This is a genomic window from Paenibacillus sp. PastM-3, from assembly GCF_029893965.1.
Lineage (GTDB): Bacteria > Bacillota > Bacilli > Paenibacillales > Paenibacillaceae > Paenibacillus_AQ.
The window spans coordinates 102,789-129,160 of sequence record NZ_JARXXP010000011.1 but is presented as its reverse complement, the minus strand read 5'-3'; the positions used below and the strand labels follow the sequence as shown (position 1 = coordinate 129,160).

The following is a 26,372-nucleotide window of genomic DNA, read 5'->3' as shown; positions in this document are numbered from 1 at the left end:
CATATCACATACCGGGAGGTTTTTCTATTGAGTACAGTGGAACCCAAGCAGCGCCTTGAGGGACTGAGCGAGAAAATATTTTTGGACCGTTACGCCTGGAAGGATGCCGACAGCAATAACGCCAAGGTGGGCGATGTTGTGCTGGTGCTGACCAAGGATGACCCGAAATTTCCGACCAAGGAAGTTGGCGAAATTGTCGAGCGCAGCGGACGGATTGTAACCGTCAAGACCCGCAGCGGCGAGCTTGTGCAATCGGATGTGGAGAAGCTGACCCTTAATATAGAAAAGACTCCGGAGGAAATGTGGGATCGTCTGGCTGCGGCCATGGCATCAGTTGAGAAGACACCTGAACTGCAGGAGGAGTGGACCGGCAAATTCCGTTCCATTCTCGATGACTGGAAGCTCGTTCCGGGCGGACGGATTGCTGCAGGAGCGGGGGCGAGCGAAGAGCTCACTTTGTTTAACTGTTATGTTGTCCCTTCGCCAAAAGACAGCCGTGGCGGGATTATGCAGACCCTCTCCGAAATGACGGAAATTATGGCCCGCGGCGGCGGTGTCGGCATTAACCTGTCCTCGCTTCGCCCGCGCCGGGCGATTGTCAGAGGCGTAAACGGCTCATCCAGCGGTTCCGTATCCTGGGGCGGCTTGTTCAGCTACACCACCGGACTGATTGAGCAGGGCGGCAGCCGCCGCGGTGCGCTGATGCTGATGATCAACGACTGGCATCCGGACGTAGTCGATTTCATCACCGTGAAGCAGACAATGGGGCAGGTGACCAATGCCAACCTGTCGGTGTGCGTGAGCAACAGCTTCATGAAGGCCGTCAAAGAGGACCTGGATTGGGAGCTGGTCTTCCCGGATACAACCGATCCGGATTACGACGAAATCTGGGACGGCGATCTGGACAAATGGAAGGCGGCCGGCCGTGCAGTTATCCCTTACCGGACTGTCAAGGCCCGCGATGTCTGGCATACGATTATCGAATCGGCCTGGAAGTCTGCGGAGCCGGGCGTTGTGTTTATGGAGTATTACAATCAGATGTCGAACAGCTGGTATTTCAATCCGATTATTTGTACTAATCCTTGTTTCCACCCGGACACCCGGATTGCAACAGAATATGGACTCCTTACTATAGAGGAATTATATAAAAAGACGGCGGGAGAATCGTTCCTTGTCGGAACCGATTTGAGACTGGTCGAGCAGGCAAAAGTGGTCGGCGGCCGAGGCTATGAAATTCCGGGGCTGCAGATGAGAAGGGCGACGGTATTCCCTACGGGAACCAGAGAGACCTTGAAAATTTCCCTGCAAAATGGGGTTGAACTATCCGTAACGCCTGAACATCGTCTGTTTACCGATTCCGGCTGGAAAGAGGCTCACGCATTAACCGCTGACGATCGTGTCTATCTGCAGTCCGGTGAAGGCAGCTTTGCGGCTGAAGACACACTTGGGGAGCAGTGGGGCTGGTTCTTGGGGTGGCTGACTGGAGATGGCTGGATCTCAAGACGCGGCGACATCGGTATGGTATTCGGTGAGGCGGACAGTGAAGTCATCCCGGCACTGATTGCTGCTGGCGAAAGTATTACCGGCGTAACCGCAAAAGTGTTTAACCGGAACAACGGGACCAAGCAGGCATACTGGTGGCGCAAATCGTTCCGCGAACAGCTTGAAGAGCTTGGAGTCAAGGCTGTCAAAGCGGCAGAAAAAGAGGTTCCGGCTGCCCTGTATACCGCTTCACGCACGACTGTTGTGGCTTTCCTGCAAGGATTATTTTCGGCAGACGGAACGGTGTATGAGAATGACGAGATGCACCGGACTGTGAGGCTGACATCCGCATCCAAGAAGCTGCTGCAAGGGGTTCAGTTGCTGCTGCTTAATTTTGGGATTAACAGCTCCATTTATAACCGTCCGAAGAAAGCACAGGCTGTCTTTACTTACACAACTCTAGGCGGAGAAGAACGAATCTACGAGGGCAGCGGATTCTATGAGCTGATTCTAAGCGGAAACAACATTGTACAGTTCAAGGAAAAGATCGGCTTCAAGCTGATTACCAGAAAACAAGAAGCGTTGGAACGGATCGCCAGACCTTCGCGCAAATCAGAGAAGTTCATGTCCAGAGTCGTTGGTATTGAGACTGGAGAGGTTGTAACGGTCTATGATATCACCGAGCCTGTAACGCACTCACTGATTGCCGGCGGAGTAGTTGCTCACAACTGCGGGGAACAGGGACTTCCTGGCTGGGGCGTGTGCAACCTGTCGGCGGTCAATCTCTCCAAGTTCTATGATGCCGAGAATCATGATGTGGACTGGGCGGATCTGGCCAGAACGACCCGTTATTCCGTCCGTTTCCTGGACAATGTCATCGACAAAACCCCTTATCATTTCCCGGAAAATGAAGCGAACCAGAAGCTGGAGCGCCGCGTAGGTCTCGGTACGATGGGCCTGGCCGAGCTGATGATTAAGCTGAACATCCGCTACGGCAGCCCGGAATCACTGGAATTCCTGGACAAGCTCTACGGCTTTATGGCAAGGGAGGCCTATCTGGCTTCTTCGGCAATCGCAGGTGAGAAGGGATCATTCAAGGCTTTTGATGCAGAAAAATATCTGCAGAGCGGATTTATGCGCAATATTGCTGATGTGTATCCGGAGGTTGGCGAATCCATCCGTAAGCACGGTATGCGTAACGTCACTGTAATTACCCAGGCACCGACAGGCAGCACAGGTACAATGGTCGGTACATCGACCGGGATTGAACCGTACTTCGCCTTCAAATATTTCCGCCAGAGCCGGCTCGGCTATGACGAGCAGTTCGTGCCGATTGCCCAGGAATGGCTGCAGGCCAACCCGGGCGAGGAGCTGCCGGAGTACTTCGTAACCTCGATGGATCTGTCCGCCAAGGATCATATCCGTGTACAGGCGGCAATTCAGCGCTGGGTGGACAGCTCGATTTCCAAAACAGCCAACTGCCCGTCCGACTTCACCGTCGAAGAAACGGCTGAGCTGTACGAAATGGCCTTCGATCTGGGCTGCAAAGGCGTAACCATCTACCGCGACGGCAGCCGCGATGTGCAGGTGCTGGAAACGTCGAAGAAGGAAGACAAGAAGGACGAACCAGTCGCAGCAGAGCCGGCTGCAGTTGAACCGGCTCCTGTACCGGCATCGGCACCGGTAGCAGAAGCAGCTCCGGCACCGCAGGCGCATGTGGTCGACAAGCAATACAAAAAACGCCCGCAGGTACTGCGCGGCGCAACCTATAAGATCAACACGCCATTCGGTATGGCGTATATCACCATCAACGACCTGGACGGCATTCCGGCTGAAATCTTCCTGAATGTCGGCAAGGCCGGCTCCGACGTCTTCGCCATGGCCGAAGCCCTGGGCCGTGTCTGCTCGCTATTCCTGCGCTACGGCGACCACGGCGAGAAGGTTGAGCTGCTGATCAAGCATCTCAAAGGCATCGGCGGCTCCGGCGCCATCGGCTTCGGCGCCAACCGCGTCGAGTCCATCGCCGACGCGGTAGCCAAAGCCCTTGAGACCCATGTGCAGAACAACGCACATGACGACCACGTAGCCGCTCCGATCGCGGCCACCCTGGAGCTCGATTTCAATGAGGCGCTGAGCGCCGAGCTGAAATCGAGTGTGCCAGCTGCGGCTCCTGCAGATGCCGGGCACGGCGGCCATGGGGCGCATAGCCACTCGGCGGCCTCGCGGGATCTCTGCCCTTCCTGCGGCAGTGCTTCGCTTATTAACATTGAGGGATGTAAGACTTGCGGGAATTGCGGGTATAGCCGGTGCGGGTGATGAAAGGCGGGGCTGATGACAAGCAAGTAATGTTGTATGGCGTCAGTGTTAACTTTCAAAGATAATGCAAAACACAACAATTGCAAAATATACTTGAACATGAGAAAAGCAGCGCCAAATCAACATTCTTGGCGTTGCTTTTTCTTAGTGTGAGGGCGAATACGTTTAAAGAATACGGGAGGAATTAAGATGACAGATAAACGAAAACAGCATTTATAAGCTATAGCTGGGATGATACTGTACATCAAACGGGGCCTGCTTTTGAATGGAGTTACATCGTGTTTCCTTAACGATAACAGAGTGTAAAATTATAGAATAGATATAAACAATAAAAATAGTATTAAATTACAAATGAAGTTTCTAATGTCTCTGCTGATATTAAGTTTAACAGCAATCCCAACCTCAGCATTTGCCGAGGACACTTCAACACCAATAGATTTGGAGTTGTCAGGTGTAAACGTCGCTCATCAAGAAACTCAGGAAGTTTCAGTTGACAAATTAGCAGGTATTTTAGATGTTGCAATAGATGCAATTGCAGAAGAAAGAGGTGCTGGGGTTAGTTTTGCAAGATCTTCTGATCAAAAAACCTATGATTACATAACGTTTGATGAACAATATACTTACTTCTATGAAGAGGCAGCTAATGAAGAACCGCAACTTATCGTTGTAGATAAAGCTGACACTAATGCAGAGAGTATGCTAAGTACGAATCCTATTAATAACAGTCCTAGTGCCTTTACTACTGCGGCGGATGCAGGCGGTAGCTCTCAAACGATAGATCGTCTCCTCGACAGGTTATAAACATAATTGCGTTCTATATAGCTTCCTTTATTAAACTGCGGTAGACTATAATTTCGAAAGATATATACAGGCATATCAAGATTATGATTTACACACCAATAATCCCGACCAGGAATTATCCTGCATCGGGATTTTTTTTAAATATAAACAAACTCACCCTCTATCAGGCACTGCCGAATAGATCCGCACGGTAAGCCCGTCGGTATATCCTTCCAGCACTGCGGTTAAATCCTCCTGATTCAGAAAAACCAGTGCCTTGCTGTCGGTTTCTATTGCAGGCTTCCACTCTCCGTTCACATTCTGGTTGACAATATGTATCCGGCACTCTTCACCCGTATAATCCGTTCCTTCCAAGGTGTAGTCGGCCCTCATGCTGACTAATTGATCATCGGTATACTCCTGCAAATCTTCTGCTCCTGGTATAATATGTCCTTTGAAATAGGGGCTGTCACTGTTTCCCGTAAAAAGAACAGCTATCTGCCTGCGCGGACCATCCTCCTTGCGGAGTTCTTGGCCTGTAATCTGGACATGGATGGTTAAAATCTCTTTTTTATCCTGCAAAAACTGCTGTATCGACACCAAGGCACCGGCACTCTGATTCTCGGTAAAAGAATGGCCAGCCTCCTGGATCAGCTGCAGGTGACATTGCTCCGGCGCATAGGATTCCTTGGCTTTAACGGCGTATGTGTAATTTACAACCTGATCATCCGTTCCATGCATCAGCAAGACAGGGCCTTTGTAGGATACGATCTGTTCGAACGGGTCCATCTCAACTACAGCGTCATGGAATCTTTTACTGATCTGCATATGTCCGCAATCGATTACCTCGGGCACATGATTGACATCATAGGAGGCGCCGGCCAGAGCACCCTTGCGGGCATGATCCGGTATACAGAGCGCGGGGTAGATGAGTATCAGCGCTTCAACTTCATTCGGACGCTTGGCTGCGGCCAGTGCCGAGACGAACCCGCCCTGGCTGAAGCCCATAAGCGTTATTTTATTTGCATCAACAGTATCCAGACCTTTAACGTAATCCATAACGGCCAATAAATCAGCGCGTTCTGTCAGCACAGTCATCTCTGTGGTTGCTCCGTCACTTGTACCTTGCCCGGGAGCACTGCCCCCGCAAAAATCAAAACAATATGCTGCATAGCCCCAAGACGCCAAGGTCTGGCAGTATGTATAGAGATCCTTTGAGTTCCCGCCGAATCCATGGCTGACAATAATGGCCGGAAGGTGATCCCCCGCCGGAAGAAACTCCCTTCCGCGAATCGTTAACCCTTCCCGGGTACAGCTGAAATCACGTTCAGCAATGTTTGTGTGCATCTCATAATCGCCCTCCTTATGTTGGTATACGCTTTCATTATACCTGATAATGTGACCGGAAAACGAAGGAATTAATGAGTGTTGCGTACAGGAGACAACTGAGACTATATTGAATTAGTACAGGAAACGTTATGGAAAATAAAATTTTCTGCAGAAGGAGCCCCCTATGAAACGAATAACCAAGCTATGGCCCGGCGGCAAAACGAAAGCCTTTACACTCAGCTATGACGATGGTGTGGAGCAGGACAGAAGGCTGATCGGAATTTTTAACAAGTACAATCTCAAAGCAACGTTTAACTTGAACTCCGGAATTCAGCATGAAGGCAGCTTCTGGGTGGATAAGGGGCATACGATTAGACGGATGAATCCGGAGGGGCTTAAGGCGCTATATGAAGGACACGAAATTGCCGTTCACAGCCTGACTCATCCCGTACTGCCTGATCTTCCGCGTGAGCTTGTTCTGACTGAGCTGCTGGACGATAAGCAGAATCTGGAGCGGCAATTCGGCTATCTGGTGACGGGGATGGCTTATCCCTATGGAGCATACAATGCTATGACTATCGAGGTGCTTAAAGCATGCGGGCTGGAGTATGCCAGAACGGTTAACTCGCACTTGAAGTTTAATCTGCCGGCCGATCCGTATGAATGGCACCCGACCTGTCATCATAACCATCCTGAGCTGATGAATCTGACGGAGTCTTTTCTCACTGAAGCTTCCGGTTCCTTATCTTTGTTCTACGTATGGGGACACAGCTATGAGTTTGACGTGCAGGGTAACTGGGAGCTAATAGAGGAATTCAGCCAAAAGATCAGCAATCATCCTGAGGTCTGGTATGCAACGAATATTGAAATTATCCATTACCTTGAGGCTTACAGCAGGCTTAGATTCTCGGTTGATTGCACCCTGGCTTACAATCCGAGTGCCTTGACCGTGTGGGTTTTGGTTGATGGTCTAGTGGTGGAGATTCCGCCCGGGGGGACACATCATAATTTTGATCTTAGATGAATTACCAGAATACGAAGATGACCGATGGTCCTTAAAGTGACTTACGGTAACATCTAAGATAAATATAAAAGACCGCCGCAGCGAAATAAAAGAAACTAATGGATAGCAGATGCGGCAAGCTAATAAGTCCGGTATGACCGCGAGCAAGGAGGCTTATCCAAATTCCGGCTGCAAGAAGAGTGGTAAGATCGCAAAGCAACGGTTTAATATGAATGCGCTGCGGCATGACCCGGGTAATCGCCCATACATTTATTATGCAAGCTGCTGTTTCTAGCACCAGAACCGCGATAGCCGCCCCTATATACTCCAGGCCCGGAACAGCTAGAAAAATATATTGGACTGTAATGGAACACAGTAAACCGCTTAGCAGTCCGAGAAATGGAGGCTTCCGGATATCCCGTGCCCACAAAATGCTTGTCGTCAGCTCACGGATTCCTACAATGATCGGAATTGGCGAAAGATACCTGATTACTTGTGCAGCAGCTTCTGAATGAAAAATGTAGAGGGATAACTCGTCCGCAAAAACATAGCAAAAAAAACTGCATAAACCACCCCATAGCCAGGCAGCGCATAATGAGTTCCGGCTTAGAGTTTTGAATCTTGCATGATCATCTGCCTGCCATGCTGAAGCAAGCTGAACCGAGTATGTATGACTGATAGCGCCGGTAACCAGAGTAGGCGCATAAACGATAATAACAGCCATTCCGTACACTACTCCATAAATGGCTGTTGCTTCAGAAGGATTATGTCCTGCGGCTATCAGCCGGCTAGGTACGATCAGCGAGTCCAAAAATTCGGAAAGGGGAATAAAAAGCCGTGTTGCCGATATTGCCAGTGCAGTCCGGATAAACCACATAGGTGAGAAGGCATCGTGTCTGTTCTTTATCTTTACAGTATGTAATTTCCGGGAACGCTGGAAAATAATAAAGCAGGTTAATATAAGAAACGCGGCAGCCGCTCCTGCTGAGCTTCCGTAAAGACCGTATCCCACTGCACGCTCTACCCCGAGCGGAAGCAGCTGTATCACCAGCATAAGCATAACCGCATACCGGAAGGCTTGTTCGATAACTTCCGAAGTAGCAATAACGCCGATAGATTTAATGCCCTGCAAATATCCTCTTATTAGCCCCAGGACCGGAACGATGATTACTGCCGGACAGAGACTTATAATGGCATAGCGCAGCTCAGGGGTACCAATCCACCCGGCGATATCATCTGCGAAGCTAAGCAGCAGAAATGAAATCATTGCTCCCCAAATAAGTAAACTGACGGATAACCGGATAAGCAGCTTTATACCTTTATCAGGCCTTCTGGCCGATGCAAGGGCAAGTGCCGTTGGTACGCCGCCGGTCAAGGTAACCATTAAACCGAAAAAAGAGTAGGCCATTTGATAAAGACCAATGCCCTCGGCACCGACCAGCCGGGTAAGAACTACCCGGCCAAGGAGGCCAATGCCCCTGACGATGCTCAATGCGCTAATCCGAATAGCGGATTGTTTGAAAAGCTGATTTGACTTCATTTCACTCCAGCACCTTACTTATGGTTTCTATTTCATTTAAATTTATGAAATAAATTCCGGTTTATGATAATGTCATAGGCTAATCCTGGATATGAAACAGCTGGTATACAGTATTGCGATCCCAGCCTAAGTCAAAAGGAACCCGATAACGGTCGGCAGTATGCGAATTGACGAGAGGATAGCCGTTATCGTCGTAACCTACAACAATGGAGAAATGGTCCGTATCGTCGTTATGCAGAACATAACCGATTAAATCCCCGGGCTTCAGCAAAGCTAAAGCCCCGTCCGGATGCTGCTTAGTGGGAGTGGTAATTTGTTCATACTTGCCTTTGGCTACGAGTTTTGCGTAACCGCTGCGGCTCAGAAAATGGCGTAGAGCATCGGTTTGCACCCAGGTTTTGGTTCCGCCGGCACCAGCGAAATAGCGCCAGCCTTCCCGCATGGCCAGACCGCCTCCAGCCTCAGGATCTCCGAGCACCTGTGAGGCGAAATTTGTACAATCGCCGCCCTTGTCGGTATAATCCTTATATTTGTTATTATAATGGTGCTTATTGCCCGCTCCCCAGGCTGCCCCGGCATAGAGGTTGGCATATTGAACTGCACGTTTTCTGTTATATCGTTCACCAGAGGTTAGTGTAGATGAGGAGCGGCGAACAGAAGGAGCCTGACCATCCGGGGAGACAGCTATAAGCTTTGGATTTTCATCCAGCGGATCCAGATACCACTCCTTTGAGATCTTCCATGCTCCGCCGAGCTTTTTCAATGTAATGGCATGCCTTGTTCCTACCCCGAAATCCTGCTCAGGCAAAATACGATTCATATACATGTAGCTTATTTTATGGGATTGGACTAAAGACACCCGGGCAAAGTCGCCGTCTACATTTACTCTAATGATGCGGATGTGGCTTTTTGACTTGGTTAGTTTAAGCGCCCTATGCTCCGCCCAGGCATTCATATACTGCATCCGCCTAAGTTCATGTCTGAATGCTTCCTGACCAGCAGGGTCTGAGGTATATTCATTTTCTAAACGTCCTTTATCGTGTGTAACTATAATTTCTGAACGCTGCTCAAAGATTCTCTCCAACGCTTCTTTTACTTCACCCTGCCGCGCGTCGGTCAATTTTGACGCTTGCACATCCTGAACAGGAAACAGAGCTATTAGAAATACGACTAAGAGATGTAGGAATATCGTTTTTCTTTTCATAGCGCCTCACTCAATGTGGTGAAAACCACCAGTCTTTTTTCATGTTCTTTTTTCTTGCGGCTGTACCTTCCGGTGCATGTGATTAAATTCAGATGATAACCGTCAGCTGTTCCGAATATTCGTTCAATAGGAGCATCCTGGATGGTGCTGCCGATACCGCAGATGCTGCTGACATCAACAAACAAGCGGATAAGATGGATACGGCGATTTTTTTCATGTGTTTCCCTCCTTTATTTTTTCCCCGCTTGTAATATTCCCGGTGGCTCATCTTTTATTGATTCCAATGGCTGGAAATGGCAGCGACTGCCAATGTCTATATTGGATTATGTAATGTTCATTTTGTACTATTGGAAATGAGTTTTTTACTAACTGTATTCTGCGAATCTACTCTACAATTAGGTATATTAATTCAACAAGGAGGTTCTTGCAGAATGAGGATTGGAAAAGGCAGAACCAAAGAAATATTTGATGATAGGTGGAGCTTCCATAAAGGGGATATCCGAATTCCTTATGCCGTAAAGGCCGGAATGACAGGCGGCATTACTGACGCAAGCATCCGCAAGGATGGGGAGTGGCTGGATATCGCGTTTAACGATAAAGGAATGGGTGAGCAGCAGCTGGACTGGTCCGCGGTCAGCCTGCCGCATGACTGGTGTGTGGAGCAGCAATATGTCCAGGATGAGCATCTGGGAGCCAGAGACGGGAGCCATGGTTATTTGCCGGGCGGGATCGGCTTTTACCGCAAGGTGTTTGAGCTGCCGGCCGAGGCTGCGGGAAGTAAATGGCTGATCCGTTTCGACGGGGTGTCCGGCACCAGCACGGTATGGGTTAACGGGCATTTAATCGGCAGCCATCATGGCGGATATATAGGGTTCAGTTATGATTTGTCGGATGTGCTCCGTTACGGGGATGAAGGCAGAAATGTTATCGTGGTTAAAGTGGATGCAACGGAATGTGAGGGCTGGTGGTACGAAGGCTGCGGCATTTACCGGCATGTCTGGCTGGAAAATATGGATCTCCTGCATGTGGCGGAATATGGTACGTACATAACGACTCCTGAGGTTGCCAAAGATCAGGCAACGGTAAATATCCGCACAATCATCCGCAATAACTATACGGAAGGGCTTCAGGTATCGCTGCAGACCGTGATTTATGACGGCTCCGGGCTTCAGGTCTGTGCCAGGTCCGCAGATACCTACGCCGAGTGGTTGTCCGAGACAGAGCTTGCGCAAAGCTTCCAAGTGGAGCAGCCTATACTCTGGGGACCTGATTCGCCGTATTTATATAAGGCAGTATCTATAGTTCTCCATGAAGGACGGGAGCTGGACCTGTATGAGACAGTGTTCGGCATCCGCAGTATCCGTTTTGATGCGCAGGAGGGGTTCTTCCTGAACGGTGAGCCGCTGCTGATCAAAGGGACTTGCAACCATCAGGATTTCGCCGGAGTTGGCGTGGCCTTGCCTGATAGTCTGATAGAATATAAACTTAAGCTTCTGCAGGAGATGGGCTCTAATGCCTACCGCAGTGCACATCATCCGCCAACCCCGGAGCTGCTGGATATCTGCGACCGGATCGGAATGCTGGTGATGGATGAGAACCGCAAGCTGGACAGCAGCCCGAACGGGATAAGCCAGCTGGAGCGGCTGCTCTACCGGGACCGCAACCATCCAAGCGTGATTATCTGGAGCATGGAGAATGAAGAGGTGCTGGAAGGCACCCTGACAGGCGCCCGGATTCTTAAGACGTTAGCGGATACGACACGCCGTATTGATCCGACACGTCCGACCTGCGCTGCTATGAACCACGGCTGGAATGAAAACGGCTATAATGATGTCGTTGAGATCACCGGCTACAACTATGGACACCGGGATCATCTTGATATCCGTGATCATGAGCAATATCCCGGACGTCTGATGATTGGTAGTGAATGTGCCAGTTACACTGCAACCAGAGGCATTTATGAAGATGATCCGATAAGAGCCTACTGCTCCGAATACGGAACGAATATTCCTTCATGGGGCTGCACTCCGCAGCAGGCCTGGACAGATCTGGTGAACAACCGCTTCCTGACCGGGGTCTTCATGTGGACTGGCTTTGATTACCGGGGAGAGCCGACACCGTATCTGTGGCCGTGCATCAATTCCCATTTCGGCCTGATGGATACTTGCGGATTCCCGAAAGACAGCTATTATTATATGAAGGCTGTGTGGACGGAAGAGCCAATGGTTCATCTGCTGCCGCATTGGAATTGGCAGGGCTCGGAAGGGAAGGCTGTCGAGGTTCGTGTATTCTCCAATACCGACACAGTGGAGCTGTATCTGAACGGCAGGAGCCTGGGAGAACAACAGGCGAATAGGAACGGGTATCTGACCTGGAAAGTGATCTACGAACCAGGACAGCTTGAAGCTGTCGGCAAACAGGGCGGACAGGGAGTTGTCCGCAAATCTGTTGTAACAGCCGGCCAGCCTCATCAAATTCAGTTAATCCCTGATCGGCATAAGGCACGGGCGGACGGAACAGATACGATTCCGGTTCGCGTTGCTGTCCTCGACAAGGATGGAAATATTGTACCGACAGCCGATAACGAAATCCGCTTTGAGGTTTCCGGCGCCGGCTCCTTGCTGGGTATAGGCAACGGAAATCCGAGCAGCCATGAGCCGGACAAGTCCTCCCGGCGCTGCGCCTTTAACGGCTGGTGTCTGGCTCTGGTTCAGACATCCTCCCGCGGCGGAGCCATTACATTAAGTGCTGTGTCCGATGGGCTTGCGGCTGCGGAGCTGAACCTGCAGGCTGTATCCGGAGATGATACACAAATATAAAAATTTCGAACAGAGGATGGCTTGAACAATGCGCAGGCTTACGACATACATGCCTTTCACCTACAAAATGATGATACCCTATTTGCTTCTGGTACTGCTGACAGATGTCTTCATTGGTTATATCTCCTACTCCATGCTCACGGATTCCCGTACAGAGATGGCAGAGACCAATATCCGGACCGGGATGGAGCAGGCCAGAAATAACATAAGGTATCAGATGGATGAAATCCAGAGGATGTCCGATAACCTGTTCTCAAACCAGCCTTTTCAGCGGGCGATTGAATTAAAAGGGACGCCGTTCGAGAATTATCTGACCTTGATTGATGATATTCTCCCCCAGCTGACAGCGCCATTGCAGCTGTTCGGGAACAAGATCCGCTTCATGCTCTATACACCAGACAATATTCATAATGTGATTCCCGGAGATAACCTGGATGAGCCGATAGCAGACAGTGACTATTACATTCTCCCTCTGGAGGAGATTACCAGCCAGGAGTGGTTTCGGTCTCTTCAGGACTCCAAGCGGGATAATATATGGCTGCAGATTGATACGGATCAGAAGCTTAACAATATCTCACATGTCCGCAGGCTAATAAGCTTCAGTGATAACAAAACAATGGTTGGATTTATCCGGATCACCGTTCCGCTGGAGGATTTGTTTGGCGGATTTGAGACATTCCCTGTCGAGGAGGGAATTACGATTCGTTTGGTAGACAAGGCTGCCGGAACAGCTATATTTCAACGCGGAACAGCCGATTATGATGCCGGACACGAGAAATATCTGAGCCTGCATGAGCAGATTCCGGGTAGTGATCTGGTCATTGAAACCCTTGTTCCTCAAAAATATTTGACTCAGGATGCCGGCAGGCTGCGGATGGTGATTCTGGCTGCCTGTACGCTCAGCTTTGTGGTCATGACCCTGATTGGATTTGTAGTGGCACGTATTTCAGGGCGCAAAATGAGCCGGATCGTAGGACTGGTGCGTTCATTCCAGGAAGGTAATTTTCAGAAACGGATCCGGTTCTCGGGAAATGATGAATTTGTACAGATTGCTGATTCATTCAATGATATGGCTGCTAACATTCAGGAGCTTATAAACAGGGTTTATGTGCAGGAGGTTTCGAAAAAGCAAGCTGAGCTGGAAGCCCTGCAGGCGCAGATTAATCCGCATTTTCTGTATAATACACTCTCGACCATAGGCAGTCTGGCTAATCTGGGTGAAATCGGGAAGGTTACGCAGATGGTGGAAGGATTGTCCCACTTCTACCGTCTGACCTTGAATCAAGGCAATGTGTACATTGAACTGGAGAAGGAAATGGAGCAGGTACAGACGTACCTCGAAATCCAGCGGGTCAAATATGCCGATGCCTTTACTCTGTATGTCGATGTGGATGAGGACATTATGCATATGCAGGTAATCAAGCTGGTATTGCAGCCTTTTGTGGAAAATGTATTCAAGCATGCCTGGTTTGGAAAATCCATTTCGATCCGTCTGACAGGCCGGAGGGTCGGCGATAATATTGAGCTTAAGGTTATTGACAATGGCGTGGGCATGCGGCGCGAAGAGATTACGAGTATGCTGTACGGTCAAAGCCAGTCAGGCGGATACGGGGTTAAAAATGTGAATGAGCGGATTAAGCTCAGGTACGGGGACGAATACGGTGTGACCATTGCAAGCATTTACGGGGCGGGAACAACGGTCCGGCTCCTGCTGCCGGCCGGGGTTACAGGCCGCATGGAGATTGAGGAGCAGTCCCGGTGAAGAAAAGTGTGGTGCATCACAAGCAACAGGAGGAACCCATAGTGAGGACAATCAGTGTACTGCTCGTTGACGATGAAGCCGTTGATCTGGAATGGCTGCGGCGCAGAGTGTTGTCCAGCGGATTTGATATTGAAGTAGCGGGAACAGCAAATAACGGCTTTGATGCGCTTGAAATGCTGGAGCAGGAGCGGGTAGACATCATTCTGTCTGATATCCGGATGCCGATTATGACCGGAACGGAATTTGCCAGAAGAGCCAAAACCATCAATCCCAACGTAAAAATCGTATTTATCAGCGGCCACGAGGATTTCAGCTATGCCAAGGAGGCGATTCAGATCAGTGCCTCGGGGTATTTGCTTAAGCCTGTGAAGGATAAGGACCTGTACGATATGCTGGGTAATTTATGCCATTCCATTGAACAGGAACGGGAGCAGAACCGGTCCTTGAGCGAAGCCCTGTCTCTTATTAACAAGGAGCTTATCCTGAGCTGGTTCGATGAGGCTTCACCTGAACCTGTTGAGCCGCAGCTGCATGCCGCACTGCTACCGCTGTTAGTTAACGGGGCAACGGCAGCAATCATAGAAATCGATGATCTGGAATGGAAAATGCAGGATGTCTCCGAAGAAAATGCGCGCATGATGATACGGCAAACCCAGCAATTGATTAGCTCTCTGCTTGAGGAGAACAAGAGCGGAACGATGATTATAGGGTCCCGCCAGAGATTCATTATTCTGTGCAGCCTGCCGCAGGAGGCGTTTCTGCAAATCATGGAGGAGCTGATCCGGAAAACGGCAGAGTCCTCGCTGTGCACAGTAACGATAGGGGTCGGCCGTTATGCCCGGATGGAGGCTGAGCTGCATGCCTCGTACAAACAGGCGCAGGCTGCACTCAGTGCGAAATGGCTGCTTGGCAAAAACCGGCTGATTCGTGATAACATGGAGCCTGTGCTGCGCGGGACGCCGGGCACCGACATTGACCCGACGTTAGACCAGCTTCTTGAGGCGATCATCACGTATGATCTGGTAGCCATTGATGATCATTTATTGAAGCTGCTGATGAATGCCGGCAAAAAGGATGTTTATGATCTGATTATCCGGATCACCTCCAAGCTGCACGCGGATCTGCAGCAGCAGAACGAGAATCTGTACGAGCTGCTGCAGTGGGAATCCCATCAGCCGGAAATTCTGTTCCAGTTCGAGACGATACATGACATTGTATCCTGGATGAGACGGAGATTCTTCGAATTGTCCGAACTGCTGTATGTAAAACGCCAGCGCCAGAAGCGTAAGCTGATTGATGAAATCATTCATTACGTGGAGGAAAATCTGGAAACGAAGATTACACTGAAGGAAGTGGCGGTCCAGTTTAACTTCACGCCGAACTATCTGGGTTATCTGTTCAAGGAAGACTACGGGATTCCGTTCATTGACTACGTCAAAGAACGCAAAATGAGCCGGGTATTAGAGCTGCTGAAGGACCCTACCCTGATGATTTATGAGATTGCCGAACGGATGGGCTATAAGAATCTGATTTATTTTAACAGGCAATTTAAGCAAATGACCGGTATGACACCGGGAGAGTACCGCAAAAAAAATAAAGTATAGTCAAATAAACGCTGCCATGGGCCGATTATCGCCCGGGGCAGCGTTTTTGTATGAGTTAACTATATATAATTTAAATTATCGTTGGAAAAGTACTAGTATTTGTTGGCGCGCTCAATCCACAGGAGTGAAACGCTTTTTTATAATACATATATAGAGATATTGAGGAGTGGAGAGGGGATTCGAGATGAAACAGAAACAATACGGATTCTGGCACAAAGTAAAAAAGAATAGAACCTTGCTGCTTATGCTGACTCCGGCAGTTTTGTTCTTCCTGGTGTTTGCATACGTGCCTATGGCCGGGATCGTACTGGCATTCAAGCAATACAACTATAGCGGAGGTATCCTGCACAGTCCGTGGAACGGGCTTGATAACTTCCGGTTTTTCTTCGGCTCCGGCGACGCCTGGCGTGTAACACGGAACACTGCGCTATATAATATTGCTTTTATCATCGTTAATAATGTGCTGCAGATCTTTGCGGGCATTCTATTATTTGAGGTTGCGGGCAAGTGGTTCCGGAAGATTACGCAGACCATCCTGTTCCTGCCATACTTCATTTCCTGGGTAGTCGTTGGCGCCATTGCCTACAACTTGTTTAACTTTGATGTGGGTACTCTGAACGTAATGCTGAAGGGACTGGGAATGCAGCCGATAGATATTTACAACACCGCATCCTATTGGCCGATTATTCTTGTACTGGTATCTGCCTGGAAAGCTCTGGGCTACGGCACCATTATGTATCTTGCGGCAATTACCAGTATTGATACTGAAATGTATGAAGCAGCCGAGATTGACGGAGCGAACATTTTCCAGCGCATTATGAAAATTACCGTTCCGAACCTGATTCCTACCGTTATTATTCTGGTGCTGCTGGCTATAGGTAATATCTTCCGCGGAGATTTCGGAATGTTCTATAACATGGTTGGTAATAATGGCCTCCTGTTCTCTAACACGGATGTTATCGATACTTTCGTATTCCGCTCACTGACTACATCCAATGAAATTGGTATGTCTGCAGCGGCCGGATTCTATCAATCCCTGCTGGGCTTTGCGACGATTATGCTCGCGAACTACGCCGTGCGCAAATACGATAAAGATCGTGCTCTATTCTAAACAAAGGAGGCAGCTTAATGAGCCCTACTACTGTAAACGCAGATATTCAAAAAGTACGCAAGCGTACCAATGTTGACAAGTTAACCTTGTCCATTATAGGATATGTAACTCTGACCATTCTCGCAATTTTTTGTATCGTGCCCTTCCTGCTGGTTATCTCTGCTTCCTTGAGTGAGGAAAGCTCTATTATCCAGAATGGATTCCAGATTATTCCGTCGACCTTCTCGACCGAAGCCTACAGGCTGCTGTTCGAATATCCGGCTGAAATGCTCCGGGCTTACGGAGTAACGATTACTGTTACTGTAATTGGTACTATTGTCGGATTGTTTCTTACTTCCATGACTGCCTACGTGCTGTCCCGCAGAGACTTTGAATGGCGCAGCCGCTTCTCGTTCTACTTCTTCTTCACAACCCTGTTCAGCGGCGGCCTGGTGCCTTCTTACTTGCTGATCATTAATTTTCTGCAGCTTAAGGATACGCTTCTGGTATTGATTCTGCCGATGCTGATGAATGTGTTCTATATCATCGTCATGAAATCGTTCATGAGCAGCATCCCTGATGCGATCACCGAATCCGCCAAGATTGACGGCGCAGGTGACTTCCGGATCTTCATGCAGCTGATTGTCCCGTTGTCCAAGCCAGCTCTTGCTACCATTGGTTTGTTTATCGCCCTAGCTTACTGGAACGACTGGTATAACGCGCTGCTCTATATCTCCAAGTCCGATCTGATGCCGCTCCAGTACTATCTGTACAAAATGCTCGGCAATATGGACGGAATGCGCAAAGCCATGATGGCTTCAGGAGCGGTTGTGAACTCGGATCTGCCGACGGAAAGCTTGAAAATGGCGATGACCATTGTGGCTACCGGCCCAATTTTGCTGGCTTATCCGTTCATTCAGAAATATTTTGTACAAGGCCTGACAATCGGTGCTGTCAAAGGATAACCCCGGGCTATCCCGGTTATCAATATATCTCATTTTATTCACTACTTCATTAGGGGGAAATACCTGTCATGATGAACAAGAAAAAGAAACTTACTGTTACACTGGCAACAATGATGACACTGGGGACAGTCCTCAGTGCATGCGGAGGCGGCAATAATGCCGCCAACACTGGTGCGGAAGCAACCAACAGCGGAGCGAATGCTGCCAATACAGCGACCGATTCCGGCGCTCCTGATACTTCCAAAGAGGTTAAGCTGAAGATGATCCTGGTCGGCGGACAGCCTGGCGACTATGATAAGGTATTCGGAGAGCTGAATACCAAATTGAAAGAGAAGATCAATGCTACTGTAGAAACAGAATTTCTGGACTGGTCGGACTGGACGCAGAAGTATCCGCTGAAATTCGCGGCTAATGAGGATTTCGACCTGGTGTACACTGCGAACTGGGCCTTCTATAACGACCAGGCGCTCAAGGGCGGATTCATGGAGTTAACGGAAGACATGCTTTCCAAGTACATGCCGCAGACCTGGGCAGCTATGCCGAAGGTAAACTGGGAGCAGGCCAAGGTAGACGGCAAGATCTTTATGGTTCCGAACAATAACGTGGAAGTAACAGACAAAGTGGTATTATACCGTGAAGATCTGCGCAAGAAATACAATCTTCCGGAAATCAACAGTCCTGAAACCTACGCCAATTATTTGAAAACGGTTGCTAAGGATGAGCAGGGCGTTACAGCATTCGGAGCAAAGCCTGCTGACGGCTGGAAGTTCCATGAGCTGGACCAGATCCTGCTGGAGCAGAACAACAATTTCAATCTGGTAGATGCCAACCTGCTGCCGCTGGCTTACAAGCTGGATGATGCTACAGGCCAAATCTTCAACATCTACGATACGCCTGAGTTTACTTCCCTGCTTGAATACTATAAAGATCTGGCCGACAACGGCGCATGGTCGAAGAACGTAGTCAGCAACAAAAACGATGTTTGGCAGGATATCAAAGCTGGCAAGGTTTCCTCCTATGCCCACAACCTGGGTACTGTTGGTGCCAACCTGTCTGAAATGCGCCGTGATAAACCCGATGTGGAGCTGGGAATCGCTGATCTGACACCGGACAAAAAGAAAATTGCTGCAATCGCCACACAGAACGGTATGTCCATCCATGCAACCTCGAAGAATCCGGAACGTGCCCTGATGCTGATCGATTTGCTGCAGAACGACAAGGAAATTCATGACCTGACTATGTACGGAATTGCCGGAACCCACTATAATCCGGAAGGCGACGATAAGTTCTCTGCAGGTCCTGCAGCCGGAAATTACACCGGGTTCTCGAACTGGGGCTGGAATTCCCCGCTGAACCGTCAGGATGCCGCTTATCCGAAGGAAGCTGACGACATGTTCAATGCATGGCAGGCAAATGTCTATCATTTCCCGCTTGAAACGTTTGTGTTTGACACTGCAAAAGTGAAAAATGAAGTAGCGAACATCGGTAATGTCATGCTGCGTTATGCGATTCCGCTGGAATACGGTTTGATCGATGACCTTGCAAAAGGTCAGGAAGATCTGATCAAACAGCTGAAATCGGCTGGAATTGACAAGGTTCAGGCTGAAATGCAGGCTCAGGTAGATGCCTTCCTGGCAGCTCAAGCCAAATAAGATCAGTGCTTCGGGGCTGCGCCAAAGTTCGGCTTTGGCGCAGCCTTTTATATACAAGCAGACCCGGGTCGCTATCGTACATAGGATGAGCGTTATCCGTATGCTGCAGGCTTTACCACATTCGGGGAGGTTGTTATGTGAAAAACAGAAAAAGAGTTCTGGCAATCATTCTCTTTATTTCAATGATGCTGTCAACGGTATTTACCGGTTTACCCGCAAAAGCAGAGGCTTCGGCTGCGCCCGGATCATTCGCCAAAGGCGCAGATATCAGCTGGCTGCCGCAATTAGAGGCGCTTGGGTATAAATTCTATAATGATAACGGGGAAGAGCAGGATCTTCTGTACATCCTAAAGGATCATGGAATTGATTCCATCCGCATCAGAGCCTGGGTTAATCCTTCAGATGATCCTTCAAACGGACATAACAGTACAGAAGAAGTTGTTGCTTTAGCATCACGTGTAAGCGCTCTCGGTTTCCGGGTGATGATTGATTTCCACTATAGCGACAGCTGGGCGGACCCGGGGAAGCAGGTCACGCCAGCAGCATGGGCTGACGCAGATCTGGAGCAATTAAAGGTCCATGTATCGGAATATACTACCGATGTTATGAAAGCGCTGCAAGAGGCGGGCGTTACCCCCGAGTGGGTGCAAATCGGCAATGAGATCAACAACGGCATGCTGCACCCGCTGGGGAGCTACAGTAATATATCTAACCTGGTCCAGCTGATTCAGGCCGGGTCAAGTGCAGCCAAAGCCGTTTTTCCGGACATCAAAGTGATTATTCATAGGGCAAATGGAGCAGAAGCGGGCGTAGATCCTTTTTATGCTGGTCTGGTAGCTGCCGGTCTTAAGGATAGTGATTACGATATTATCGGGTTGTCTTATTATCCCGAGGCCACCTTTACCTCTTCCATTGATGAATTAAGCGAGAATATGAATAAGCTTGAGCAAAATTACGGCAAGGAAGTTATGATTGTCGAAGTCGGCGGCAATGTCTCCGAGGATGTTGACAGCGTTCACAATATGCTTGTAGCGGCGCAGAATAAACTGCACGCTGTACCAAACCAGAAGGGAACCGGTATATTCTATTGGGAACCGACAGGGATTATGTTTGACTATCCGTTATCTGCTTGGAATAAAGACGGAAGCCCAACCATTGCGATGGATGCTTTTATCGACGGTGCTGCCGAAATTAACCGTTATCCGGTTCAATCCCTTACGCTGGATCAGCCTGAAACGGTGATTGAGGTCGGCGGAAACGGTAAATTATCGGCAATCCTCAGCCCTGAGAATGCTACCTACAAGGGCGTGAAATTTACCAGCTCCGAGCCTGATGTTGTCAAAGTGGATCTTTACAAAGGAACGCTCTCCGGAATCTCTCCCGGAACGGCAACGGTAACAGCAGTTACCTATGACGGCGGATTTACAGCCACCAGCGAGGTTACTGTTATCCCGAGCACAAGCCTGGTTCAGAACCCCGGTTTTGAGGACGGATTGGCTTCGTGGACCCTTACAGGGGATGAAAGTGCAGTAACGATTGATAAGGACGTGTATTCCGGTTCGTCGGCATTGCACTATTACAGTCCAACACCTGCTGAATTTACTGTATCCCAGACCATCACGGGACTGGAGAACGGAGTCTATACCTTATCAGCCTGGGTCTCCGGCGGCGGCGGCGAAGAGATTTCAGAGATTTTTGCTGGCGATGCCGTGCAGAGCTTTACCAATACAGGCTGGCAAAAATGGAGTAAGCCTGTCATTAATGACATTGAAGTTACAGATGGGACGCTGACGGTCGGAGCGCATTATAAGCTTTCCGACGGTCAATGGGGTAACCTTGACCATTTTGAGCTGAAAGAGAAGGATAACACTGAGTATATTACGGTAATCAATCCCGGCTTTGAAAATGTTAAGGAAGACGGCACCCCTGAAGGCTGGACCATTCCGGATACCACTCCGTTAACGGCCGGGACCGGTTATACCGGTGAAAAGTCACTTGGATTCTGGAAGGCAAGCGCGTTCACCTTTGAAGCCTATCAGGAGCTTACAGGTTTAACGGATGGAACCTACACATTGTCGGCCTGGTCGCAGGGCGCCGGAGATGAAGTGAAGAATCAGTTATATGCTGTGAGCGGCGATCAAGCGCCATTAACGGCCAGCTTTGCGAACAAGGGCTGGAATAAATGGAATAAGGCTGTTGTAGAAAATATTAAGGTCACGGGCGGAACACTGAAAATAGGCGTTTCCCTGGATGCAAAAGCCGGGGATTGGGGCTCTTATGACGATTTTGTGCTGATTAAAAACAGTGAAGAGCCAGATACGGATCCGGGTACAGAGGTTCCACCGACAGAGCCAGGTACAGATCCGGGCACAGAGGTTCCACCGACAGAGCCAGGTACGGACCCGGGTACAGAGGTTCCACCTACAGATCCGGGAACAGATCCAGGAACGCAGGTTCCGCCGACAGAGTCGGTTAATCCTTCTCCGGGGAGCATTCCGGGCAGCATTCCGGGGGACAACAGCACTCCGGCAGTAAGCAATACTCCGGCGACTGAGCCTACTACTTCTGTTATTGACAATACCATGGTCTACAGTGTCATTATCAAGACGGCAGCAGATACGGTTAAAGGGGTATCAACAGCCAAGCTTGATACAAGCGTGATCAGCGGTCTGCTGCAAAAAGTGAAGCAGTCTGAAGCGGCCGGACAAAGCGCAGCAGTTGAGATCAAGCTGGATAGTGCAGCAAATGTACAGGCTGTCCAATTATCCGTTCCGAAGGAAGCGCTCAAACTGCTGGCTGACGGCACTACAGCGGATTTAAAGGTGGAAGCAGAACTTGGCGCAATCACCTTCGACCATAAATCGGTAACGGCCATGGGCAGTGCGGCAGCGGACAGCGAAATCAGCATTACCCAGCTTGCTGCATCAGGACTGCCGGAGAATGTCCGGAGCGTGATCGGCGACAGGGCGGTATATGATTTCTCTGTAAAAGCAGGCAATGCTGAAATTACACAATTTAACGGCGGAAAGGTAAAGATCAGTCTGCCTTATACTCCGCATACGGGTGAGCAGACTAATGCAATTGTCGCCTACTACATTGACCCGGCTGGCAGCCTCAAGCCCGTCAGGGGAGGGTATGATGTTTCGACCGGAAGGGTAAATCTTCTGACCACCCATTTGTCGCAATATGCAGCGGGATATAACGAAGTGAAATTCAGCGATGTCAGCTCCGGTCACTGGTACAGTGATGCAGTCGGTTATATGGCAGCTAGAGGGATCGTTAACGGCACAGGCGGTAATGTCTTTGCCCCTGAGAGCAAGGTGACGCGGGCTGATTTCCTGATGATGATTATGAACGCTTACGGGATCGAAGCAGATTCCGCAGTTACCGGCAATTTCGCAGATGCAGGGAACACATACTACTCGGGGTATGTGGGAACGGCCAAGCAATTAGGATTGGTTTCCGGTACCGGAGATAACCGGTTCAAGCCGGAAGCGGTGATCAGCCGGCAGGACATGTCCGTTATTTTCTATAATATTCTGAAGCATCTGGGTGAACTGCCATCCGGCAAGACCGGCCAGAGCTACGGGAACTTTGCTGATACAGCAGCTGTATCAGGTTATGCAGCAGAAGCCATGAGAGCATTAGTGGAAGCGGGAGTGATTACCGGAGACGGAATTAAGCTGGCTCCTATGGCCAATACTACCCGGGCTCAGGCGGTACAGGTTATATATAATGCTATAAAGTAAACCGGCAGGTTTGAGCCGCAATAAACGTTAAACCCTATTGTTAGCCATCCGGTCTTTTCAGACCGGGTGGACAGCATTCACGCATAGTTCCTCAGGTTGAGGCACACACTATCAGGGTGATTTACCAAAAAAAATGATTCGTGTACAGGATCAGGAGGCCCGGAGTGAATGTCCAATAAAAAAAGTTACTATGCATTTGAGGATCCGCGCGGCACCACCATTGAATTTCAGGCTACCAGCCTGCAGCAAGCCATGGTGATCAAAAAGAAGAGGGCGCAGGAGCTGGGAATTCCGAAAGAGGCTTTTGAACTTACAAGCATCCGCAAGAAACCAAGCCAGAGCGCTTAGTCTTTTTTGAGCGGCTTCCTCATAACTCTAAGAATGTCATAGGACATGAACAATAGTCCCTTAAGAACCCGCGCTATGCGCGGGTTTTCTATTTTTAGGGAGCCGGATATTGACATCCGCACTACTCAGTGATACTTTATAGTAGTACTAAGTAATACTGCATACCAGTCATACAGAATAGTAAAGGATGATTACATTGGATAACCTGACAGAAATGCTCAAAGGCGTGCTTGAGGGCTGTGTCCTGGAAATTATAAGCCGCAAGGATACCTATGGCTACGAAATCACACGGCAGCTGAATGCCCTCGGCTTCGCGGATGTTGTGGAGGGAACGGTGTACACGATCCTGGTTCGGCTTGAAAAAAACAAGCTGGTGGAGACCACCAAGAAGCCCTCCGAGCTGGGGCCGCCGCGGAAGTTTTTCGCGATCAATGCTGCAGGGCGTGAGGAGCTGCAGAGGTTCTGGGATAAATGGGCCTTCGTATCATCAAAAATGAGCGAGTTAAAGGAGAGAGCAGAATGAATCTGTGGGAAAAAATGACCGGCAGGGATATGACTAAAGAATTCAAGGCCTTTGAATTACGGGTAAAGGAGCTCCCTGCGGATTACCAGGCTGCCTGGGCAACCATGCAGGAGAATCTATGGGCACACTCCGATTTCACCGGCCGTAATCTGATGCCGATCTTTGACGGTGTGCTTGGCCTGCTGGAAACATCGGCGGCTGACGGACAGAGCATCGGTGAGGTTTTGGGCGACGACATCAAGGGCTTCTGCTCAGCGCTGACCGGCGAAGAAGGGGCAAAGTCTTACCGCGACAATTGGCGCGAGCAGCTTAACAATAACATAGCCAAAAAATTAGGCAAATAGGAGGGGCTCACATGAGTATACGGGATATGATCGAGGGCAGAAAAGAGTGGAAGGCGCATGTGGCGCGTGTTAAGGCACTTCCGCAGGATTACCAGATTGTATATAAAGAGATGCAAAAATATCTTTTTAAAGTCGGTCCGGTGGACATGGGTGAGGGAACAGAGCTGCTCTCGGGAATCGTTGATCTGTTTGAAGAAGGTGCTTCTCTGGGAAAAGGCGTGCTTGAAGTGACCGGCAAAGATGTTGCAGCGTTCTGTGACGAGCTGATCAAGGATTCCAAAACCTACGCTGACCTTTATCAGGAGGCGGTTGACCAGAAGACAGCCAAGGCCATGAACAAGGCAACGGATAAACTGAAGTGAAGGGTGGTTAACGGGATGGGAAAAGCAATTCAAGTGCAGGGTCTGCGTAAATCCTTCAGGAATACCGAGGTGTTAAAAGGAGTCGATTTTGAAGTGGAGCGTGGTGAGATTTTTGCCCTGCTCGGCAGTAACGGCGCAGGCAAGACGACGATCGTCAGAATTCTCTCCACGCTGCTCAGACAAGATGAGGGCACTGCATCCGTTAACGGCTTCGACGTGATGTCAAATCCCGCACCGGGATGCTGCTGTTCGTCTATGTATTTGGCGGTGCTATAGAAACAGATACAGATAATTATGTTAACTACCTGTTGCCCGGCATCCTGCTTATGGCGATTGCCAGCGGTGTGGCATACGTTGCCTACCGGCTGTTCATAGATAAGCAGCGCGGTATTATCGAACGGTTCAACTCTATGCCGATTGCCCGTTCCGCAGTGCTGTGGGGGCATGTGCTGACCTCTGTGGTATCGAACATTCTCTCCGTTGCTGTCATCATCCTCGTTGCCCTGCTTATGGGTTTCCGCTCTCCGGCAGGAATTTTGGCCTGGCTGGCTGTAGCAGGTATACTTGTGCTGTTTACACTGGCCTTGACCTGGGTGGCAGCCATCGCCGGATTATCCGCCAAAACCCTGGAGGGCGCAAGCGCCTTTTCCTATCCGCTAATCTTCCTGCCCTTCATCAGCTCGGCCTTAGTTCCGACCGGTTCGATGCCCAAAGCTGTGCGTGTCTTCGCCGAAAATCAGCCCGTGACCCCGATCGTTGAAGCCATCCGCAACCTGCTGTCTGACCAGCCGGTAGGCACTGACATATGGGCCGCTCTGGCGTGGTGTACCGGAATCCTGATTGTTGCCTATCTGTTTGCGGTACATGTGTATAGACGGAATGCGGTTTAATCGCGTAATTTATATTCCCGCCATGCTTTTTCATAGTCTTGGCTTTTTATGAAATAACGGTCTTCGAAAAGATTGCTTTTATAGATTTTAAGACCAAGTTGAATACCATCTTCACTATCTGTTACGTTTCCCGTATCAACCAGTTCGGTCTCATCCATACTGTCATAAGTAGTTGTGTAATAGTATTTGTTTCCATCCATTGTGAGCCAAGTCACCGGATCGCTGTTGGACAAATTATTGCTACTGTTAACATTGTCATTTGAGCACCCCATTAAAAGAAAGCAAACAGATATAATACAAAGAAGTTTCTTCATTGTATCAACCCCTCTAGAATTTTTAAAAAGCGCCACAAACTTAGTTTATGACGCTCACGAGGATTAGTTTATGCTAGTCCCATACCAACCAGCCCTTATGGCAATTTGGTTAGAATGGTCTGTATCCCAAGATGATGTACTATACATGGTTCCATAATTCATGATGCATAAAGGCGTAACTCCCGTAATGTCGTGTTGTAGCGAATAAAGATTATGTAACAAGGAGATATTACTATTCTACTAAAGTCACGTATATATAAAAATCTAATATAGATTATGGAAAATTATAGGACATG

At 49.3% G+C, this 26,372-nt stretch carries 20 protein-coding genes and 1 pseudogene; 16 read left to right on the top strand and 5 right to left on the bottom strand.

Annotated features, from left to right (window positions below):
* Nucleotides 1-27: 27 nt before the first annotated feature.
* Nucleotides 28-3,798 carry an LAGLIDADG family homing endonuclease gene (locus M2108_RS16980; protein ID WP_277470569.1) on the top strand — a complete coding sequence of 1,257 codons (3,771 nt, stop codon included), beginning with the start codon at nt 28-30 and terminating at the stop codon, nt 3,796-3,798.
* A gap of 363 nt (nt 3,799-4,161) precedes the next feature.
* Nucleotides 4,162-4,599 carry a hypothetical protein gene (locus tag M2108_RS16975; protein ID WP_277470568.1) on the top strand — a complete coding sequence of 146 codons (438 nt, stop codon included), beginning with the start codon at nt 4,162-4,164 and terminating at the stop codon, nt 4,597-4,599.
* Nucleotides 4,600-4,752: 153 nt separating this feature from the next.
* Here M2108_RS16975 and M2108_RS16970 read toward each other — a convergent pair whose 3' ends face one another.
* Nucleotides 4,753-5,925: an alpha/beta hydrolase gene (locus M2108_RS16970; protein ID WP_277470567.1), complete on the bottom strand. Its 1,173-nt coding sequence runs from the start codon at nt 5,923-5,925 to the stop codon at nt 4,753-4,755.
* Nucleotides 5,926-6,091: 166 nt separating this feature from the next.
* Here M2108_RS16970 and M2108_RS16965 point away from each other — a divergent pair, with 166 nt between their 5' ends.
* A complete protein-coding gene (locus tag M2108_RS16965) occupies nt 6,092-6,931 on the top strand; it encodes a polysaccharide deacetylase family protein (protein WP_277470566.1) in 840 nt (279 codons plus the stop codon).
* A 31-nt stretch (nt 6,932-6,962) separates the two neighbouring features.
* On the opposite strand, the gene M2108_RS16960 is transcribed toward M2108_RS16965, so the two are convergent.
* The 3 genes from M2108_RS16960 to M2108_RS16950 form a co-directional block, all read right to left on the bottom strand.
* Nucleotides 6,963-8,450 (bottom strand): oligosaccharide flippase family protein, encoded by a 1,488-nt coding sequence (locus tag M2108_RS16960; RefSeq protein ID WP_277470565.1) that lies wholly within the window; start codon nt 8,448-8,450, stop codon nt 6,963-6,965.
* Nucleotides 8,451-8,529: 79 nt separating this feature from the next.
* Nucleotides 8,530-9,654 (bottom strand): amidase domain-containing protein, encoded by a 1,125-nt coding sequence (locus M2108_RS16955; RefSeq protein WP_277470564.1) that lies wholly within the window; start codon nt 9,652-9,654, stop codon nt 8,530-8,532.
* A gap of 88 nt (nt 9,655-9,742) precedes the next feature.
* On the bottom strand, nt 9,743-9,871 hold the full coding sequence (locus M2108_RS16950) for a hypothetical protein (RefSeq protein WP_277470563.1): 129 nt from the start codon (nt 9,869-9,871) through the stop codon (nt 9,743-9,745).
* Nucleotides 9,872-10,085: 214 nt separating this feature from the next.
* On the opposite strand from M2108_RS16950, the gene galA reads away from it, so the two are divergent.
* The 13 genes and pseudogenes from galA (at nt 10,086) to M2108_RS16885 (ending at nt 25,762) form a co-directional block, all read left to right on the top strand.
* Nucleotides 10,086-12,473, top strand: a complete 2,388-nt coding sequence (gene galA / locus M2108_RS16945; RefSeq protein ID WP_277470562.1) for a beta-galactosidase GalA — start codon at nt 10,086-10,088, stop codon at nt 12,471-12,473.
* A gap of 28 nt (nt 12,474-12,501) precedes the next feature.
* A complete protein-coding gene (locus tag M2108_RS16940) occupies nt 12,502-14,235 on the top strand; it encodes a sensor histidine kinase (RefSeq protein ID WP_277506255.1) in 1,734 nt (577 codons plus the stop codon).
* A gap of 41 nt (nt 14,236-14,276) precedes the next feature.
* Complete coding sequence (locus tag M2108_RS16935; RefSeq protein ID WP_277470560.1) at nt 14,277-15,839, top strand: response regulator; 1,563 nt, start codon at nt 14,277-14,279, stop codon at nt 15,837-15,839.
* A 184-nt stretch (nt 15,840-16,023) separates the two neighbouring features.
* On the top strand, nt 16,024-16,950 hold the full coding sequence (locus tag M2108_RS16930; RefSeq protein WP_277470559.1) for an ABC transporter permease: 927 nt from the start codon (nt 16,024-16,026) through the stop codon (nt 16,948-16,950).
* Between the two features lie 17 nt (nt 16,951-16,967).
* Complete coding sequence (locus M2108_RS16925; RefSeq protein WP_277470558.1) at nt 16,968-17,894, top strand: carbohydrate ABC transporter permease; 927 nt, start codon at nt 16,968-16,970, stop codon at nt 17,892-17,894.
* A gap of 71 nt (nt 17,895-17,965) precedes the next feature.
* Entirely contained in the window at nt 17,966-19,546 is a 1,581-nt protein-coding gene (locus M2108_RS16920) for a DUF3502 domain-containing protein (RefSeq protein WP_481856922.1), read from the top strand.
* A gap of 137 nt (nt 19,547-19,683) precedes the next feature.
* Nucleotides 19,684-23,295, top strand: a complete 3,612-nt coding sequence (locus M2108_RS16915) for a glycosyl hydrolase 53 family protein (protein WP_277470556.1) — start codon at nt 19,684-19,686, stop codon at nt 23,293-23,295.
* 168 nt (nt 23,296-23,463) lie between these two features.
* Complete coding sequence (locus M2108_RS16910; protein ID WP_090711386.1) at nt 23,464-23,643, top strand: hypothetical protein; 180 nt, start codon at nt 23,464-23,466, stop codon at nt 23,641-23,643.
* 214 nt (nt 23,644-23,857) lie between these two features.
* Nucleotides 23,858-24,166 (top strand): PadR family transcriptional regulator, encoded by a 309-nt coding sequence (locus tag M2108_RS16905; RefSeq protein WP_269322741.1) that lies wholly within the window; start codon nt 23,858-23,860, stop codon nt 24,164-24,166.
* Complete coding sequence (locus tag M2108_RS16900) at nt 24,163-24,510, top strand: DUF1048 domain-containing protein (RefSeq protein WP_277470555.1); 348 nt, start codon at nt 24,163-24,165, stop codon at nt 24,508-24,510. Before M2108_RS16905 ends, M2108_RS16900 begins: the two co-directional genes overlap by 4 nt.
* Nucleotides 24,511-24,521: 11 nt before the next feature.
* Complete coding sequence (locus tag M2108_RS16895) at nt 24,522-24,872, top strand: DUF1048 domain-containing protein (protein ID WP_277470554.1); 351 nt, start codon at nt 24,522-24,524, stop codon at nt 24,870-24,872.
* Between the two features lie 15 nt (nt 24,873-24,887).
* A pseudogene (locus M2108_RS16890) lies at nt 24,888-25,103 on the top strand (ATP-binding cassette domain-containing protein); the annotation flags it as partial.
* Nucleotides 25,104-25,111: 8 nt separating this feature from the next.
* Nucleotides 25,112-25,762, top strand: coding sequence for an ABC transporter permease (locus tag M2108_RS16885; protein WP_277470553.1), 651 nt, complete (start codon nt 25,112-25,114; stop codon nt 25,760-25,762).
* Here M2108_RS16885 and M2108_RS16880 read toward each other — a convergent pair.
* On the bottom strand, nt 25,759-26,076 hold the full coding sequence (locus M2108_RS16880) for a hypothetical protein (protein ID WP_277470552.1): 318 nt from the start codon (nt 26,074-26,076) through the stop codon (nt 25,759-25,761). The genes M2108_RS16885 and M2108_RS16880 overlap by 4 nt on opposite strands.
* Nucleotides 26,077-26,372: the final 296 nt, after the last annotated feature.